11 protein-coding genes and 1 pseudogene are annotated in these 15,784 nt (G+C 52.1%); 5 read left to right on the forward strand and 7 right to left on the reverse strand.

Translation table 11 applies throughout. The features are described 5' to 3' along the window. Positions 1–155 precede the first annotated feature (155 nt). Positions 156–395 (forward strand): LysR substrate-binding domain-containing protein, encoded by a 240-nt coding sequence (locus JCM12308_RS33040; RefSeq protein ID WP_373282372.1) that lies wholly within the window; start codon positions 156–158, stop codon positions 393–395. Positions 396–667: 272 nt separating this feature from the next. Beyond that, on the forward strand, positions 668–1,111 hold the full coding sequence (locus JCM12308_RS15570; RefSeq protein ID WP_054784363.1) for an AprI/Inh family metalloprotease inhibitor: 444 nt from the start codon (positions 668–670) through the stop codon (positions 1,109–1,111). Positions 1,112–1,495: 384 nt separating this feature from the next. Here the strand turns inward: JCM12308_RS15570 and JCM12308_RS15575 are convergent, their stop codons facing one another. The 5 genes from JCM12308_RS15575 to JCM12308_RS15605 all read right to left on the reverse strand — a co-directional run bounded on the left by JCM12308_RS15575 (position 1,496) and on the right by JCM12308_RS15605 (position 7,968). Beyond that, positions 1,496–2,779, reverse strand: coding sequence for an amino acid permease (locus JCM12308_RS15575; protein ID WP_054784364.1), 1,284 nt, complete (start codon positions 2,777–2,779; stop codon positions 1,496–1,498). Between the two features lie 212 nt (positions 2,780–2,991). Then, entirely contained in the window at positions 2,992–4,368 is a 1,377-nt protein-coding gene (locus JCM12308_RS15580) for a tyrosine phenol-lyase (RefSeq protein ID WP_054784365.1), read from the reverse strand. Between the two features lie 1,031 nt (positions 4,369–5,399). Continuing rightward, a complete protein-coding gene (locus JCM12308_RS28350; RefSeq protein ID WP_164845326.1) occupies positions 5,400–5,570 on the reverse strand; it encodes a hypothetical protein in 171 nt (56 codons plus the stop codon). A gap of 83 nt (positions 5,571–5,653) precedes the next feature. After that, entirely contained in the window at positions 5,654–5,920 is a 267-nt protein-coding gene (locus JCM12308_RS15585; protein WP_054784366.1) for a hypothetical protein, read from the reverse strand. Between the two features lie 968 nt (positions 5,921–6,888). Next, on the reverse strand, positions 6,889–7,968 hold the full coding sequence (locus JCM12308_RS15605; protein ID WP_054784370.1) for a hypothetical protein: 1,080 nt from the start codon (positions 7,966–7,968) through the stop codon (positions 6,889–6,891). 617 nt (positions 7,969–8,585) lie between these two features. Here JCM12308_RS15605 and JCM12308_RS15610 point away from each other — a divergent pair. Further along, a complete protein-coding gene (locus JCM12308_RS15610) occupies positions 8,586–8,975 on the forward strand; it encodes an SEN1984 family lipoprotein (RefSeq protein ID WP_037038278.1) in 390 nt (129 codons plus the stop codon). Positions 8,976–9,177: 202 nt separating this feature from the next. Then, a complete protein-coding gene (locus tag JCM12308_RS15615; RefSeq protein WP_054784371.1) occupies positions 9,178–9,621 on the forward strand; it encodes a DUF134 domain-containing protein in 444 nt (147 codons plus the stop codon). Between the two features lie 192 nt (positions 9,622–9,813). On the opposite strand, the gene pheT is transcribed toward JCM12308_RS15615, so the two are convergent. Next, positions 9,814–12,237: a phenylalanine--tRNA ligase subunit beta gene (gene pheT, locus JCM12308_RS15620; protein ID WP_054784372.1), complete on the reverse strand. Its 2,424-nt coding sequence runs from the start codon at positions 12,235–12,237 to the stop codon at positions 9,814–9,816. Between the two features lie 27 nt (positions 12,238–12,264). Continuing rightward, positions 12,265–13,346: pseudogene (gene pheS, locus JCM12308_RS15625) on the reverse strand (phenylalanine--tRNA ligase subunit alpha). Between the two features lie 568 nt (positions 13,347–13,914). Between pheS and JCM12308_RS15630 the strand changes: the two are divergent. Then, complete coding sequence (locus JCM12308_RS15630; RefSeq protein ID WP_054784373.1) at positions 13,915–15,330, forward strand: S1 family peptidase; 1,416 nt, start codon at positions 13,915–13,917, stop codon at positions 15,328–15,330. Positions 15,331–15,784 lie beyond the last annotated feature (454 nt).

A 15,784-nucleotide genomic window follows, 5' to 3' on the forward strand; every position in this document is an offset into this window, starting at 1 on the left:
AAGCAAGGAGTACCTCAAAGCCAATATGCCAGATGCTGGCACAGGTGGGTCTGGGCTGAACTGGATTGGGTGGACTGGACCGGGCAGCTCACCTGTGGGTAAGCCAATCTCCCTTCCCCTATGCCTCGCTCCGTCACTCCTCTGGAGACGGTCTCATGCTGCTCAGCATGGTCCGCCAAGGCTGTGGCATGTCAAACATGCCGGTCTATTTTGCCAATGTGTATCCAGAGCTCGAGCAAGTGCCGGGAACCGAGCCTCAACTTGCCTATTACCTATGGATTTTGCTGCATTCTGACTTGAGACGAACTGTCAGAGTCCGGCGGTTTGTCGACTTTCTGGCAGAAGAACTGAAAGCCCTTCAACCACTGATGCAAGGCAGTCTGTACAGGCCCTGAGTTTTGTAGTTGGTGTGGTGTCTGAGTTTCGTTGGGGGTGAGAAAAGTTCCCGAGGCAAAGCACATTAGTATTCGATCCATCGGCTAGATGCATCAGGTGCATTTCAGCAATTTAATCAACTTATGATTGCAATATACATTTATTGATCTAAAATCCTCACGTTTGATATTTATTGAGGGTTTTCACTTGCTTAGGCGTACTTACACATTTCGTTGCTTTTTCTGGATTATTGATTGCACTGGCAGGATGCCAAACATCATCGAAGAACTCTGTGAAAGAGGAACCGAAGCTCGAACTGTGCTCGGCTGATAACACCACAAAAGAACTTAGTTATTCTTCTCAAGCCAACGTGTACATCTCCACCGATTCAGTTAAAGCCCTCGCATCAGTGGTAAAGTTCATCGCCAATGAAGCCTCTGCTCCAAGCACAAAAGACCTCTTGGGTGGTTGGACACTTATTGATTTGAATGCCAAAAAATCATGCCCATTGGAGATGACATCCGATCCGCAGGATAAAACCAAGCATGCGATCAATACCAAGTCAGGCTGTGCATTGAGCAAAAGCAAAGCCGCCTCATGGAATCTGGATGGAAAAGAGCTTGTTCTCAAATCGCAGTCGGGAGGAGAAACCGCGAGGCTTGTTAAAGTCAACAAGACCTGCTGGGCAAGCTCAGGATCAGCTCCTCAAAAAACACAGTACGTTTTGAAGCGTTAAAGAGATCCCAGCTCCACCTGTATGGAGCAAGGACGTTTAGCAAGACACACTTCCTCTGGATTGCTTTTACAACCAGCAATCACCCCAAACCTGCCTCCCAGCGGGTTTGGGGTGTTTTGTTTTGGGCCGGAACGGCAGAAAACTTGCCGCAGCCGGGAAGAGCTGCGGCAAGTCTGCAGCTGGCAGCAAAGGGCCAGCTGAATGATTGCGGGAGCTTTGGCAGAAACCCGCAATCAAAATTTGCCCCGACTAAAAGTCGTGTTTCTTGCGATCTTTTCAGAGCGCCTAAAGCAGTTCGGTTCCCATTAGATCGATTGAACTGCTCTAGTTTTTTGCTTCTGCGTGTCTTTATCTGAAAAGCATTTCGGCTTCTCAGCCAGACGCTTAGCCGAAGATCGGCAGGTTACCGGTCAGCTCGAACGCCGTGATGATGAACACCAGGATACCGAAGCCGAAGACCATTGCCTGACGGGCGTTACCGCCTGGGACCTGGTACATGTTCGGGTTCCGCTCACGGCAGATGCGCACCATGACGATTGGAGCCAGCAGCGAGAAGATCACCAGAACCACGCCCGCATAACCGATTGCAGCGATGAACCCATGCGGGAACAGGATTGCAAGGATGATGGTTGGGACGAAGGCGATGCCGACTGTCTTTGCTTTACCGGCAACGGTCGCTGTGTCGAACTTGAACAAGTCAGAGATGTAGTCATACAGGCTGAGGGACACACCTAAGAAGGATGTTGCAACAGCCATGTTGCCGAAGATCTGCAGGATGACAGAGATGTTGGCACTGATGCCAGACTCGCTCAGAGCACCGATGATGTTACCGAATGTTACCGCCTTCTGCATGATTGCAGGGAAGTCATCACGGGAGATGTTTCCAAATACTGCGAACATCCAGAGGAAGTAGAAGAAGCCTGCAAGGAAGATTGCGATCAGCAGCGCCTTGCTGGTGCGCTTCGCATCCAGACCCAGATAGTTGGTTACAGTTGGTACGGTGATCTGAAGACCGAAACTCGCGACCAGGAAGGAGATGGTGTAGAACGCATATGGCATGCGATCACCAAGAGAGATCTCCGGGAACAGGTTGGCTGTTGAGGAGTTGCCGATCAGTGAGCTCAGGCTGATCATGAAGGTGATGATCATACCGCCGATGAGAACGGTGTTCACGCGGTCAACCGCTTTGGTCCCCATCATCACAATCGACAGAAGCACGACTGCGAAGATCAAACTCGCGACCCCGGATGACATGTTCACGTCACCGAAGATGGACAGCGAGTAAGTGATGATTGAGCTGCCGCCTGAGATGTAGGCGTAGGTCAGAACATAGCACAGGAAGGCAACGGAGAGGCCGTTTACGATGCGGCCAAAGTTGCCAATGGTGCCCTTTGCAAGGCTGTCGTAGTTGGAGCCTTCAGGGAAGTGCAGCGTGACTTCCATGATGTACAACGATGCGGTGTGCATGATGTAACCAACGACGATCATCAGAACCAGACAGACGGTGAACCATACACCACTGTTGGCTACTGGCAGCGAGAACATGCCCGCGCCGACGGCGGTGCCAGCAGCGATCACACTGGCGCCCAGGATCGTGCCCTGACTTTTTTTGGTAGTTTGCGGTTCAACTGTCTCTGCAGTCGGAACCTGCTCAGAAGCGATGGTCATAGTGAGCCTCCCAACTCCGGCGTTTTGCCGTGACCAAGAGAGAAACCATCTGCCGAATTGAATATGCCCCGCGGCAGAGCTTTCCCGAAAAGCGCACATAGGCTTACGATGGGTAAATCTTGTGCTTTGATAACAACAGAGGAGAGCACTCAGGCTCTCCTCCAATGCAGTTTACTCTATGACTATTTCTAGTCACTTCAATAGCTTATCGCTTAAACTTCTGCGAAACGGCCAGTGAAGAAGCGCAGTACCTTAGGCTCGAATGTGAATTCCAGACCTTTGATGCTTTCGCGGTTTTTGTAGAGCTCGATGATTGCGTCTGCGACGTAGTCCATGTGAGCGTAGGTGTATACGCGGCGTGGGATTGTCAGACGAACGGTTTCGAGTTTTGGACGGTGGTGATCACCGGTCTCGATGTTACGGCCTGCAGAAACGATACCGCGTTCCATGGTGCGCACGCCGGAGGTGCGGTAGATCGCAGCTGCCAGTGCCTGTGCAGGGAACTTGTCCTGTTCCAGATGCGGCAGGAATGCGCGTGCATCGAGGAAGATTGCGTGACCGCCGTAAGGCTTAACCATTGGCACGCCAGCTGCGTCCAGACGCTCACCCAGATAACGGATCTGGTTTACGCGGTGTGAGATGTAGTCGAACTCACAGGACTCTTTGATGCCGATTGCCATTGCTTCCATGTCGCGGCCTGCGAGACCACCGTAGGAAGGCATACCTTCGAACTGAACAACCATGCCTTTTGCTTCAGCAAACAGTTCGTCGTCGTTCACACACAGGAAGCCACCGTTGTTTGTCAGGCAGTCTTTTTTGCCGGACATGGTGCAGCCGTCGCCGTAGGAGAACATTTCGAAGAGGATTTCCTTGATGGATTTGTCTTCGAAGCCAGCTTCACGCTCTTTGATGAAGTATGCGTTTTCTACACAACGGGTTGCATCGTACATCACTTTGATGCCGTGCTTGTGGCAGAGTTCGGATACTTCTTTGATGTTCGCCATGGAAACTGGCTGACCACCTGCGAGGTTCACGGTTACTGCAAGACAGATGTAAGGGATCTTGTCGCCACCGACTTCGTCGATCAGTTTCTGCAGTTTTTCGATGGAAACGTTACCTTTGAACGGTACATCTGCCAGATCCGGATCGTGAGCTTCGTCGCAGATAACGTCTACGAACTTCGCACCGTTACGCTCCTGGTGGAAACGTGTGGTGGTGAAGTACATGTTGCCTGGTACGTAGTCGCCTTCTTTAATGGTCAGAGAAGACAGGATGTTTTCTGCACCGCGGCCCTGGTGAGTTGGGATCAGGTGTTTGAAGCCGAAGTATTCTTTTACAACTTTTTCGAGGTTGTAGAAGTTTTCGGAGCCAGCGTACGCTTCGTCGCCAACCATCAGGCCTGCCCACTGCTTGTCGGACATTGCGGAGGTGCCGGAGTCGGTCAGCAAGTCGATGTAGCAGTCTTTAGACTTGATGAGGAAGGTGTTGAAGCCAGCTTCCTGAATTGCATTTTCACGACGCTCATCGTCGATGAAGTACATTGGTTCAACAGATTTAATCTTGAACGGCTCTGGCATAAACTTAGTCATAAGAACGTCCTCTTACTTACTTCTTTACCAATTGGGCGGAAAGAACGGATCTTTCCGAATTCTCAGGGAGTGAAGAAAACAGTGATTTCCTGAAGTTTATTTACTTACGAATAGAAATCTTTTTCTCTCCACCAATCTTCATCAACTATTAGATATCCAAATATTCGATCATCACAATAAGTAACAATATCCATATGTGAATAAATAATCGTTTTTATATACAGATCACAGCGACATATACCTTTATGCAATACACAAGGCGCTGATAGTTACATGCGCATTACTTGACTATGCAGAGTATTAATCTGCATAATCTTGGTTGTGCTGTGATCTGCATATTGTCTCCGCAGCAAGTCTCAGGCATGCGGGTGCCGTTCTTCTGCTCCAATGCGCTCAACACTTGGAAGACAGGATTAAGACAAACGCCATTATTCTGAAGCAAACAGGGCACACCTGCAGCGCAAACCGGAGGTGCCGACTGTATTGCTTATATCAAGACACAGTTCTTCGGCCACTTAGGGGGTGTGGTTTCAGAGTGAGTGCCTGATATTTACTTGTTTTGGAGAGTGCTGCATGTTTGGCTGGCTTCTGCTCTCTGCATCTTTGGCGGACTATAGGAGGCAGATGGCGAGCTGACATGCGACCGTGCAGCAGGAGCGACTCCACTGCAGGCGAAAGGTCGTTAGACGAGGTGCAGGTTGTTGGCCATGGATACATCTTCGATGTGCCAAGGCAGCTTATCTCTTTTCAAGATATTCAAATACAGCTGATACCAGCGCATTTTCCCAGCCCCAATGTAAATTCATCATTGAACTTATTACACACTCAGGAGTTTGGGCGAATTGGCCTGAAAGTCAAAAAGAAAAACTACTTAGGTACAGGGGCTTGGTGGGGACAGGGCTACCGCGACGCGATGTGCTTGCCTTTACAACCTCCCTGAAATACCAAGGGTTTTCTGGATTTTACCGGCGGGCAATGCGCAAGTTGCCGCATCTCAAAACATCCTATTTATTCCACAATAAACTTATATATTAGCGATAGCTGCTAATATTTTTAGATTGATTGGCATGAATCACTTTCACGTTCAGGCAGAGCAAACCGGTGATTTGCACCGGGATTCGCCTCAGCTTTAAGCTTACAAGAGACTGGCCTGCGGGGTGAGCGCAGACCAGCAGCGTGCCCATAAGCTTCATCAGCCCCATGCGAGCAGTTGGAGGCCCTCAGCGGGGCGTGCTGTGATGCGAGGTGGGCGCAAAGCGCCGCGAGCACCGTTACAGCGATTGGGTCATGAAGCTGTTGCTGTGCTTATCGGCTGCGGAAAGGCGACCCGCTCCAATGTTCCGCAGGTCTTTTTCAGTGCTTCAAGGCGGTCACACAAAGCGTAGTGCAAAGTGAACAAAGCATCCCGTTCCGTGCTGTGTTTTAATCGCTCACTCAGCACTAACTGCTGCATGTAAACGAGGTTCTCCAAATCGGAGACAGCAATGGTTACTTCGTCAATTTCATTCTGAAGAGTGTTTGTGGCGCTGCATGCGCATGCGGAGTCGTCCATTTTCAATCCCTCTGTTTAGGGTGTTGAAGGCCGCACGACAGAAAGCTTTTGGAACTCGCTGGCGAGCGGGAGGCCAAAAACCTGCAAACAGACAGGCGGGCTTATTCCCCTCCGAAGAGAGTATTGTATTCGCCGCCCTCCCGCTCATAGCAAAGGGTTTGCGCACTTTTGGAAAAAAGGCACAAAAAATCCGCTAGTTAACGGGAGCGGTAACCGCTGTTTGGAGAGGTTTTGGGCCTCACCCAAGAGCATGCAACCAGATGCATGCGGTGTCAATGGGCAAGGCTTGCGAGCAAGGGTTGTGTGGCTGTGAGGAGACGGTTTAGGTGGGGAGAGGTGAGAGCCCTCAAGCCGTCATCCCGCACTCGATGCGGGACCCAGCTGGGCGCTCACTGCATTCAGTGGAAACCAATGCTGCACTCCAAAACGCGAACTCATTGCCTCACCACCCTAGGTCCCGCATCGCGCTTCGCTTGTGCGGGATGACGGTGGAGGGGAATGCCGTGGCAGTTCTGCTCTTGGCGAGGTTGGTTGGGGGCACCTGTCGAGCGGTTGCGCTGGAGCAGCAGCGCGGGAAGGTACAAGGTGAGAGCCCCCCGCAGACGTCATCCCGCATTTGATGCGGGCCCCAGCTGAGCGCGCACTGCATTCAGTGGAAAGTGATGCTGCATTCTCAAACTCAACCTCATTGCCTCACCACTCTGGGTCCCGCATCGCGCTTCGCTTGTGCGGGATGACGGCGGAGGGGGAAATTGGAGAAGAAACAATCTCCCGGAGTGCCTTTTGGGAAAATGAGTAACAGGCGACCAATCTTGAAGTAATTTCTTATGCGCTGATCGGAGTTGAACTTACCTAAGATACCCTCGGGTTCCTAATGGTTTCAGCGCGCACACTTTGATGGTCGGGAGGTCCAAACGCATTTCACTCAACGACCACCGCTTGATCAAAATACCTCCAGATTCGAGCGCTCACGAATGCAAGCGTTTCCCGAAAATACCTTGCATCATCGATTTGACGTCTGGAAGATGGAGTGCATTTTGAACCTTATACTCACCCCAATGATTCAAAATGAAACCTGTCTTAATCTGCTGGACAGTCCGATTATACCTTATCGCGTTCATCTCACCTCTAACAGGATCTTCGAAGCAATCTCCGTAGCTACGTTTAACACCCTTCAAATAACTAAGCGCGCCTTGTTTATCTCCCTTAAGCGCCATTAAGAAGGCTCTTGATAATCCAAGTAGCATCCGATCTCTGTCGTCATGGAAAGTTTGCTCGTGCATATCATGGTACCGTAGGCACTCTTTCAAACTCCCTTGCGTAAAAGGGTCGTAGTTAAGCACGTCTTCCGGGATTGGTTTCATCAGCTTGTATATGGCCGAGGACATAGCCTGGCCTTGCCATTCAAAGTATTCAGAAAGGTAGCCCATTGTGACCTTGCACCAAGGCAACCTGTCAAAGTAAAAATCCTGCTGAATAAGCCTTGAAACGCCTGGTATCAGGTGAGGTAAAAACTGCTTATTTACATGTTGGTTCAGTTCAACGGATTTACACACATCAAGGAAGCAGATTTCAATAGGCTCGCCTTGCCATGTCTGTTCCAGTAAATCTCCAACATTCATTTGCACCATATGTTTAAAGGGGGCGATATTCTCCTTTAATACATGAACAAAAGATGTTCCGAACTCGTAGTTCACGTCACCGAACTGTTTGTGTTTCACTTGCCCGTTGCTAGGTGCAGGCATAACACCCAACTCATACCCATAGATCAGCTTTCGCTGAGATTGTGTTGTTCCGACATTTGAGCTTTCAACGCTCTGACTATCCATTATGCCTTGGGCCATACCAACACATGAAGCCCCCATAAAGCTGCCAGCGTCTACGACAACCCCACGGCCTGTATAAACACTTTTGCCCAAGGAATAGAGCAGGCGCCGTTCTTTTCTCGACAACATGCCAGGAGTGTTCATGACATTATCAGGCGCGACAACATCCGCGAACGGAATTTCGTCGCTAACGCAACATGTTTGTTCAACTTGAAATGCCATGATCGCCCCCATAAACACAACCTATGCGCGATATTAACTCAGCGTTAGCTACGGGCTCAACAATTAAATTCACAAAAGATAAGCCGAAGTGCGCACTGGGTTGATTAACGCGAACCAGTAAGCCCTTGCGGGGATAAGATTGGTTTTGGGCAGCGGGAATGATGGGCTGCCCAAGGCTTTTTCTCAGAGCACTTATTCCCCTTTTTGCGGGGGAGGCGTCGGTTTGGGTGGTACCGCTCTACCAATTTCCATAGGAACGCAGAAAAACGCAAAATTGCACATAGCAACGCAAAATGGCGAGTGGCGTGTTATGCCCGTTTTATGCTCGCGCGTTTGTGATGGGATCTTCCACATGCTGGGTGCAGGTTGTTTTGCCGGCATTGGTGCGGCAGCAAAGCGCCACTCCCTCTAATATGCTGATATTATTCGGTTAATTCCCTCTCCAGATTACCCTTGATAGATATGACACGAGTCTTATCTCAGGTTTACAGCGCTCTTATATGAGGCCACGCTCAATTAAGAGAACGAAGGTCTATTCCCATCGGATAAGACCTCGCAGTGCGTTGGCTTTCACAAACCAACGCAAACCAACGCAAAGGGGCATAAGTTTGCGGATTGTGCATGTTATCCTCGCTCTGGGGCTTGGCCTTGGTGTTTCCGGCTGCGCTTCTGTGGGCAATGAAAGTCTTCGCCATTTGACCCGTGAGGGATTGGATGGGCAGCTGGAGACTGGCAAGACCACCAAGGAAGATGTGCGCGTTGCCCTTGGCGATCCGAACACGACGGACTTCACCGACAGCGGCAATGAGATCTGGAAATACAGGCATGTACGGACGCAGGCGAAGGTTGAGAACTTCATTCCTGTGGTTGATCTGCTTGCCAGCGGACAGGATGTGACCACCAAGGAAGTGGCCCTGTTTTTTGACCGTGATGGATTGCTGAAGAACTACACCATGATTGAGGTGGAGGATGAGGTTCGCACCGGACTTATCACCGCGAACATGTAGCATAGATTTTTATCGGGTTTGAGCGTCTGGCGCGGAAGTGTCGGGCGTTTTTGGCGTTTATGCCCGTGGGTGTGTGGAGTTATGCCCTTCTCGCCGGGTGCAGTGCGGGTTGATAATGAGCATATGTTCATTTCCTAACTTGTCAGTCTGGGTTTGGAGGCGCACTATAATGAACATATGCTCATAATAGGGAGTGTTTGTTATGCCACGACCAAGAAAACCACGCCGCATTCACGGAGCTTCGGGTGCTCAGTTCTTCAAGCCGCAGGGGGTGCCTTTACGCCAGCTTCGCGCTGCTGTGCTGAGTGAAGACGGGATGGAGGCATTGCGTCTGGCGGATGCTGAAGGGCTGGAACATGCTGCGGCGGCGGATCTTATGGGGATTTCACGGCCTACCTTTTCGCGGTTGGTTTCTCACGCGCGCACGGTGGTTGCCACGGCGCTGAGTGAGGGGCTGGCGCTGAAGATTGAGGGCGCTGCTGGGTCGGCCAAAGGGTCCTGCAAGCCGGAGGAGGAGCTGAGTGACGAGGACTGTCAACGCATGCAGCGCCGCCGTCGCCGCGGCTTCTGCGGGCGTGCGAGCGTGATCTCTGAGGCGATTGTGCCGGATGAGGTGGAGGCTTCTGAGGGCGCTGCGGAGGTTTAGGGCGGTTGTTGCTGTGGGTTCCGTGAGGCGTGTGGTGGCTGGACTTGGGCGGTGAAGCGTTACTCCCGTTGGCCAGCGCAGTTATGCCCTCGCCCGCAGGCCCCATTTTCCCGATTTCTCAATAAAAACGCGGATTCCAGATTTTTCCAGAATCCGCGTTTTTCATGTTTTATCAGCGTTGTTCAGCGGGAGTTATCCGCGCAGGGTACCGCCGGTAGCCTTTTGAACGGACGCAACAATCTTGTTTGAGACCGCCTCGATATCCTCATCGGTGAGGGTCTTCTTGGTCGGCTGCAGGGTTACATCAATCGCAAGAGAGCGCTGGCCTTCCGGCACGCCCTGCCCTTCGTAGATGTCGAAGAGATTCACGTTTGTGATCAATGCTTTATCTGCACCTTTGGCAGCTTTCAGCAGCTTTTCTACCGGGATAGAGCTGTCTACCAGGAACGCAAAGTCCCGTTTTACCGGCATAAGGTCAGCGGCATTCAACGCACCCTTGGATTTGGTCGCTTTCTTCTTCGGCTGAGGCACAGCGTCGATGAAGACTTCAAATGCCACGAGCGGGCCTTCAATGTCCAATGCTTCCAAGGTCTTAGGGTGGATCTCACCGAAGTACGCCAGGGTGTTTTTCGGGCCCATTTTGAGGGCGCCGGAGCGGCCTGGGTGGTAGTAACTTGGGGCGTCGGTGAAGACCATCAGGTTGCCTACCTGCGCACCGATGGACTGCAGGACCGCACCCGCATCTGCCTTCGCGTCGAAAACATCAATGTTTTCAGCGTTTCCAGACCAGTGGCGACCAGAACCGGTTGGTTTGGCGGTCCCGCGGCGGATGCCGGCGATGACCATCTTCTGGCCTTTTTCGCTATCGTTTTCAAATACTTGTCCGACTTCGAAGAGAGCGACGTCTGCGTAGCCGCGGTCGGCATTGCGCTGAGCTGCGGTAAGCAGGCCAGGCAGCAGGGACGGGCGCATGTCGGACATGTCGGAGGAAATCGGATTTGCCAATGATAACACAGGGTTACCACCGCCGAAGTGTTCTGCGTGGGCTTTTGGAATGAAGGACCACAGAACGGCCTCGTCCATACCGCGTGCAGCGAGGGCACGGCGGGCATTGGAGCGGCGGATCTGGCTAACAGTCAGAACCTTCTGAGAGACTGGCTCCATGCGCGGCAGGGTAGCAGTTGGCACCTTGTCGATGCCGACAATGCGCATAACCTCTTCTACCAAATCAGCTTTTCCGTGTACGTCCGGACGCCAGCTTGGAGGAGAAACCTTGACCACATCGCCATTGCCAGCGACCCAGAAGCCCAGCAGGGAGAGGATAGCTTTGATCTCGCCGTGGGATACTTCCAGACCGGAGAGGCGTTTTACTTCGCTGAGTGGGAAGTCGATGATGCGCTCTTCCTGAGGCACTTCTCCTACAACGTGGGTGTCGGATGCTTCGCCGCCGCCACACAGGTCCATGACCATTTTCGTAGCAACTTCAAGGCCTTCCACCATGTACGCCGGGTCTACACCGCGCTCGAAGCGGTAGCGGGCGTCGGTAGATACTCCCAGTTTACGACCGGAGCGGGCGATGTTGAGGGGATCCCACAGAGCGCTTTCGATCACCACGTTGGTGGTGTTTTCGTCACAACCTGTTGATTCTCCACCCATAATTCCGCCGAGGGACTCCAGACCGTTGTCGTCAGAGATGACCACGACGGTTTCATCAACGGCATAAGTTTTTCCGTCGAGGCCAACAAGTTCCTCGCCGGTTTTACCGTGACGGATGGTCAGGTTGCCGGAAACCTTATCTGCATCAAAGACATGCAGCGGGCGGCCCTGATCGAAGGTCATGTAGTTGGTGATGTCCACGAGGGCATTAATCGGGCGCAGACCGATAGCAACCAGACGCTTCTGCATCCACTTTGGAGACGGGCCGTTTTTGATGCCACGGACCACACGGTAGCCGAATGCAGGGCAGTGTTCCGGGCTATCTCCCAGATCCAAAACAACTTTTAGGTCGTTTGCGTTGCTATATGCGTTGATTTGCGTTTTTTGCGGGGTTTTTAGCGTTCCTAAGCCGGAAGCAGCCAAATCACGCGCAATACCGAACACGCTTGCACAGTCGGAGCGGTTTGGAGTCAGGCCGATTTCGATGACCGGATCATCCAGACCAGCATATTCAACATATGGAACACCAACTGGTGCGTCTTCTGGCAGGTCGATGATGCCGTCGTGTTCGTCGGATAACTCCAGCTCGCGCTCGGAGGCCATCATGCCGTAGCTTTCTACGTCACGGATTTTGCCGACGGACAGAGTTACATCGAGACCAGGAACATAGTCGCCCGGTTTTGCGAAGACGCCAACCAGCCCCTTGCGGGCGTTTGGTGCGCCGCAGACAACCTGCAGCGGGTCACCTTCGCCGGTGTCCACTTTCAGCACGCGCAGACGGTCTGCGTTTGGATGCTGTTCAGCTTCCAGAACGCGGGCGATCTTGAATGTGCCGAGGCGATCCGCTGGATTGGTGATTTCTTCCACTTCCAGCCCGATCAGCGTCAGGCGCTCAACAATTTCATCAAGGCTTGCATCGGTCTCAAGATGGTCCTTGAGCCAAGAAAGGGTGAATTTCATTTTTCTGCTCTTTACGTTTGGACCAAATTACTTGGAAAGACCGGCCATCAGGGATGGAATGTCCAGTGGGCGGAAGCCGTAGTGCTTAATCCAGCGGACGTCAGCATCGAAGAAGGCGCGCAGGTCGTTCATGCCGTATTTCAGCATGGCGAGGCGGTCGATACCGATGCCCCATGCGAAGCCCTGGTAGACATCCGGGTCCAGACCACAGTTGCGCAGAACGTTTGGATGCACCATGCCGCAGCCGAGGATTTCCATCCAGTCGTTGCCGGTGCCGATTTTCACTTCAGCGCCAGAGCGGTCGCACTTCACGTCCACTTCCATGGAAGGTTCGGTGAACGGGAAGAAGCTTGGGCGGAAGCGCAGCTCTACGTCGTCCACTTCGAAGAAGGACTTCAGGAACTCTTCCAATGTGCCTTTCAGGTGGCCGATATGCGTGGTCTTATCGATCACGAGGCCTTCCATCTGGTGGAACATTGGTGTGTGGGTCTGGTCGCTGTCACAACGGTATGTGCGGCCCGGCATGATCACGCGGATTGGTGGCTGCTGGTTGCGCATGGTGCGGATCTGCACTGGTGATGTGTGCGTGCGCAGCAGCATGCGTTCGCCGTCTTCCTTCTCGTTGAAGAAGAAGGTGTCGTGCATTTCGCGGGCTGGGTGGCCTTCCGGGAAGTTCAGCGCGGTGAAGTTCAGCTCATCTGTCTCGATGTCCGGGCCTTCAGCAACGGAGAAGCCCATGTCGCGAAGATGGCGATCAGCTCGTCTGTGACCTGAGAGATCGGGTGGATGCGGCCTTCTTCTGCCGGTGTGGTGCGCAGTGGCTGGCTCACATCAACGGTTTCAGATGCGAGGCGCGCGTTCAGTGCTTCTTCTTTCAGCACCTCTTTGCGGGCAGCGATCGCTTCACCCACGCGGTTTTTCAGGCCGTTGAGCGCTGGACCCATTTCCTTGCGCTCTTCCGGGCTCATCTTGCCAAGCGTTTTCATTTTTTCAGAAACGCTGCCCTTTTTGCCAAGGGCGGCAACGCGCACGTCTTCCAGTGCGGCTTCGGAGTCAGCACCGGCAATCGCGGTGTTAATCTCGGCTTCGAGTGTTTCGAGGTCGGACATAATCCCTCAAGGGTTTGCATGTGCCGGCAGCTGCGCACAGTTCGAGTCACAGCCGGGCAGATAAAATTCGTGGAGGTCTTTTAACGAATGCGGGCAGCGCAATAAAGGGGCTGATTGATAATCAGGCTCTTAGATTTCCTCAATACTCCCGTTTTTCATCGGAATCTGAGGAATTCTGGCTGTCTACATCGTTGAGGCGGCACGTGGGATGCCACGCCCTGCCCCGCTGCCTAAACGCTCATAACTCAAGTGAGGGCGCACAAACGGGCGAGCACAAAGGCTCTGCGGTGCGGTTCACTCGTATCGGGGAGCTGTTCAAGCCAAGCACATAAATCGCCCACACGCCGGACCATCATGGACACGGGCGGTGATCTTCTCAGCGATGTGCACGCGCAGCGGCATTGGGAATCCTTTGAGGATTGGTGTTGGTGTGTGGAGGGTAGCGGAAATGGCAGAGGATGGGAAGGGTGATGATTAGGATGTAGAAACCTTGAAACCTAAAATTAGTATAGAAATTTATCTTGAAAAAGTTATTGTGAAACAAACCTTTTTATTGAGTGACTGAGTCATGCGCCAAATATTTCATATGCTGCTTGTTTTGAGCTTCGTTCTCTTAGGTTCACAAGCATATGGCTCAGACGACCGAACTGATATCTTATTTCAAGACTTTGACGCTCGGTATCTCTCCAAACATGAAAAATGGTCATTGCAAGCTTCTTTGGCACTACAAGGATACTACCAAGGCATGCTGGATGGCCGTTGGGGTAAAGCAAGCCAAGCTGCACTGGAGGCATTTTCGTATCAAAACCATGAAATTGAGCCAATGAATTTGACTGCGGTTGAGTTGTTGGCGGATTTGCAAAAAGAAATCAAAAGTAGCGGTTGGGAGAGTGTTGTCGACTCTAAAACAGGGGCGTGGTTTGCGTTTCCAACATTTGGCGCAGAGCCAATCGACTACAACGAGGGATTTACTAGCCGGACGAATTACCAATCAAGTATCATAGTTGTAACCTGGCGCGGGTCATCAGAGAGATTAAAGCTAACGCACCAAACCCTAGAACACACGGCCGTTGACAAAGGCAACAACTACGTTGTTCGAAAGAGAAACCGTTGGGTGACCAGTGTTAGAACCGACGAAACGTTTCTTCACTATGCTAGATCAGATAGGCATGGGAAACGCTGGAACACTGTCGAAATTATTGCACCAGCTCGCAAACGCAACGCATTAAATACGATAGCCGCAAGCATTGATTATTCAGGCGCTTGGCCATGGCAAATCCCTTCAGGAGGAGCACTTGAGTTATATACTGACCTATTCCTCGAGGTCGCCGCTGAAGACCTAGGCCGCACTGAAGGCGCAGCTCAGGATGCGCCGCGCAGCTCTGGGACTGGATTCTACATCAACAAAAAAGCTCAAATACTAACTAATCACCACGTAGTTGATAAATGTAGCTCTATTTCTGCGTCCGGTGTCAACCTAAAAGTCATTGCAACTTCTGAAGAAGACGATCTTGCAGTCTTAGAACCATCGATTGATACAACACTAGCTAAACACGCCTTCTTTTCGCCAAAGCCAGCCAGCTTAAATTCAGACATCACTGTCGCAGGCTATCCGCTGCAGGATGTTCTGGGTGGCCTTAACATCGTTCGCGGCAGCATTACCGCAAGTAAAGGCTTGAACGGCGACAGAAGTTCCATGCAAATTTCAGCGCCAGTACAGCAAGGTAACTCAGGCGGTCCCGTTTTTGATGAAGCAGGGAATGTTGTAGGTGTTGTCGTTTCAAAGCTGGATGCGCTGAAGCTAGCTGAAATTAACGGCGATATTCCTCAGAATGTAAACTTTGCCATCAGAGCTGAAGTTGCAAAGCTGTTTCTCGCTAGCAACGACATCGATTATGTCGTTCAACCTTCTTCTGACGCCATTTCTAATACCCAAATCGCCAAGATGGCCCAGAAAGTCACTGTTTTCCTTCTTTGTGAATGAGCTTTCATAAAATTGGATCCCGGGTCTGCGCCCGGGATGACACCGGGAGGGGATGTTGGGCTTTCAGGGTTGCGGGCTCTGAGGGGAAGCATGGGGTGAGAGGGCGCTGTGGTTTGAGATGGGACTGGTTTTGCAGTGGCACTGATGAGCAGAGCGGTCGCCTCCGGTGTCATCCCGGCCAAGGAGCCGGGATCTATAACCACATGTGGTGATGAGTAATGCAGGGAGGGTGACGAAGCCTCTCGGTGCACCTCCTTTATTGCTAATGCGGACTTCATTTGATGACTGAAGGCGATTGTTGAAACGGCGGATGCTGAGGAAGGTTGTGCCTGTTGCTGCTGCCTTACGTTGCCCGCTGAGACCGGGGGTATGGGTCCCGGGTCTGCGCCCGGGATGACATCGGGAGGGGTTGTGGGGGTTTACAGGGTTGTGGGGCTCTGAGGGGAGGCATGGG

This window comes from Pseudovibrio denitrificans JCM 12308, from assembly GCF_001310815.1.
Classification (GTDB): domain Bacteria; phylum Pseudomonadota; class Alphaproteobacteria; order Rhizobiales; family Stappiaceae; genus Pseudovibrio; species Pseudovibrio denitrificans.

Coding starts and splice junctions, on each gene's coding strand:
- JCM12308_RS33040 (WP_373282372.1), top strand. CDS start 156: ATGCTGCTCAGCATGGTCCGCCAAGGCTGTGGCATGTCAAACATGCCG.
- JCM12308_RS15575 (WP_054784364.1), bottom strand. CDS start 2,779: ATGACCATCGCTTCTGAGCAGGTTCCGACTGCAGAGACAGTTGAACCG.
- JCM12308_RS15580 (WP_054784365.1), bottom strand. CDS start 4,368: ATGACTAAGTTTATGCCAGAGCCGTTCAAGATTAAATCTGTTGAACCA.
- JCM12308_RS28350 (WP_164845326.1), bottom strand. CDS start 5,570: ATGGGGCTGATGAAGCTTATGGGCACGCTGCTGGTCTGCGCTCACCCC.
- JCM12308_RS15585 (WP_054784366.1), bottom strand. CDS start 5,920: ATGGACGACTCCGCATGCGCATGCAGCGCCACAAACACTCTTCAGAAT.
- JCM12308_RS15605 (WP_054784370.1), bottom strand. CDS start 7,968: ATGGCATTTCAAGTTGAACAAACATGTTGCGTTAGCGACGAAATTCCG.
- JCM12308_RS15615 (WP_054784371.1), top strand. CDS start 9,178: ATGCCACGACCAAGAAAACCACGCCGCATTCACGGAGCTTCGGGTGCT.
- pheT (WP_054784372.1), bottom strand. CDS start 12,237: ATGAAATTCACCCTTTCTTGGCTCAAGGACCATCTTGAGACCGATGCA.
- JCM12308_RS15630 (WP_054784373.1), top strand. CDS start 13,915: ATGCGCCAAATATTTCATATGCTGCTTGTTTTGAGCTTCGTTCTCTTA.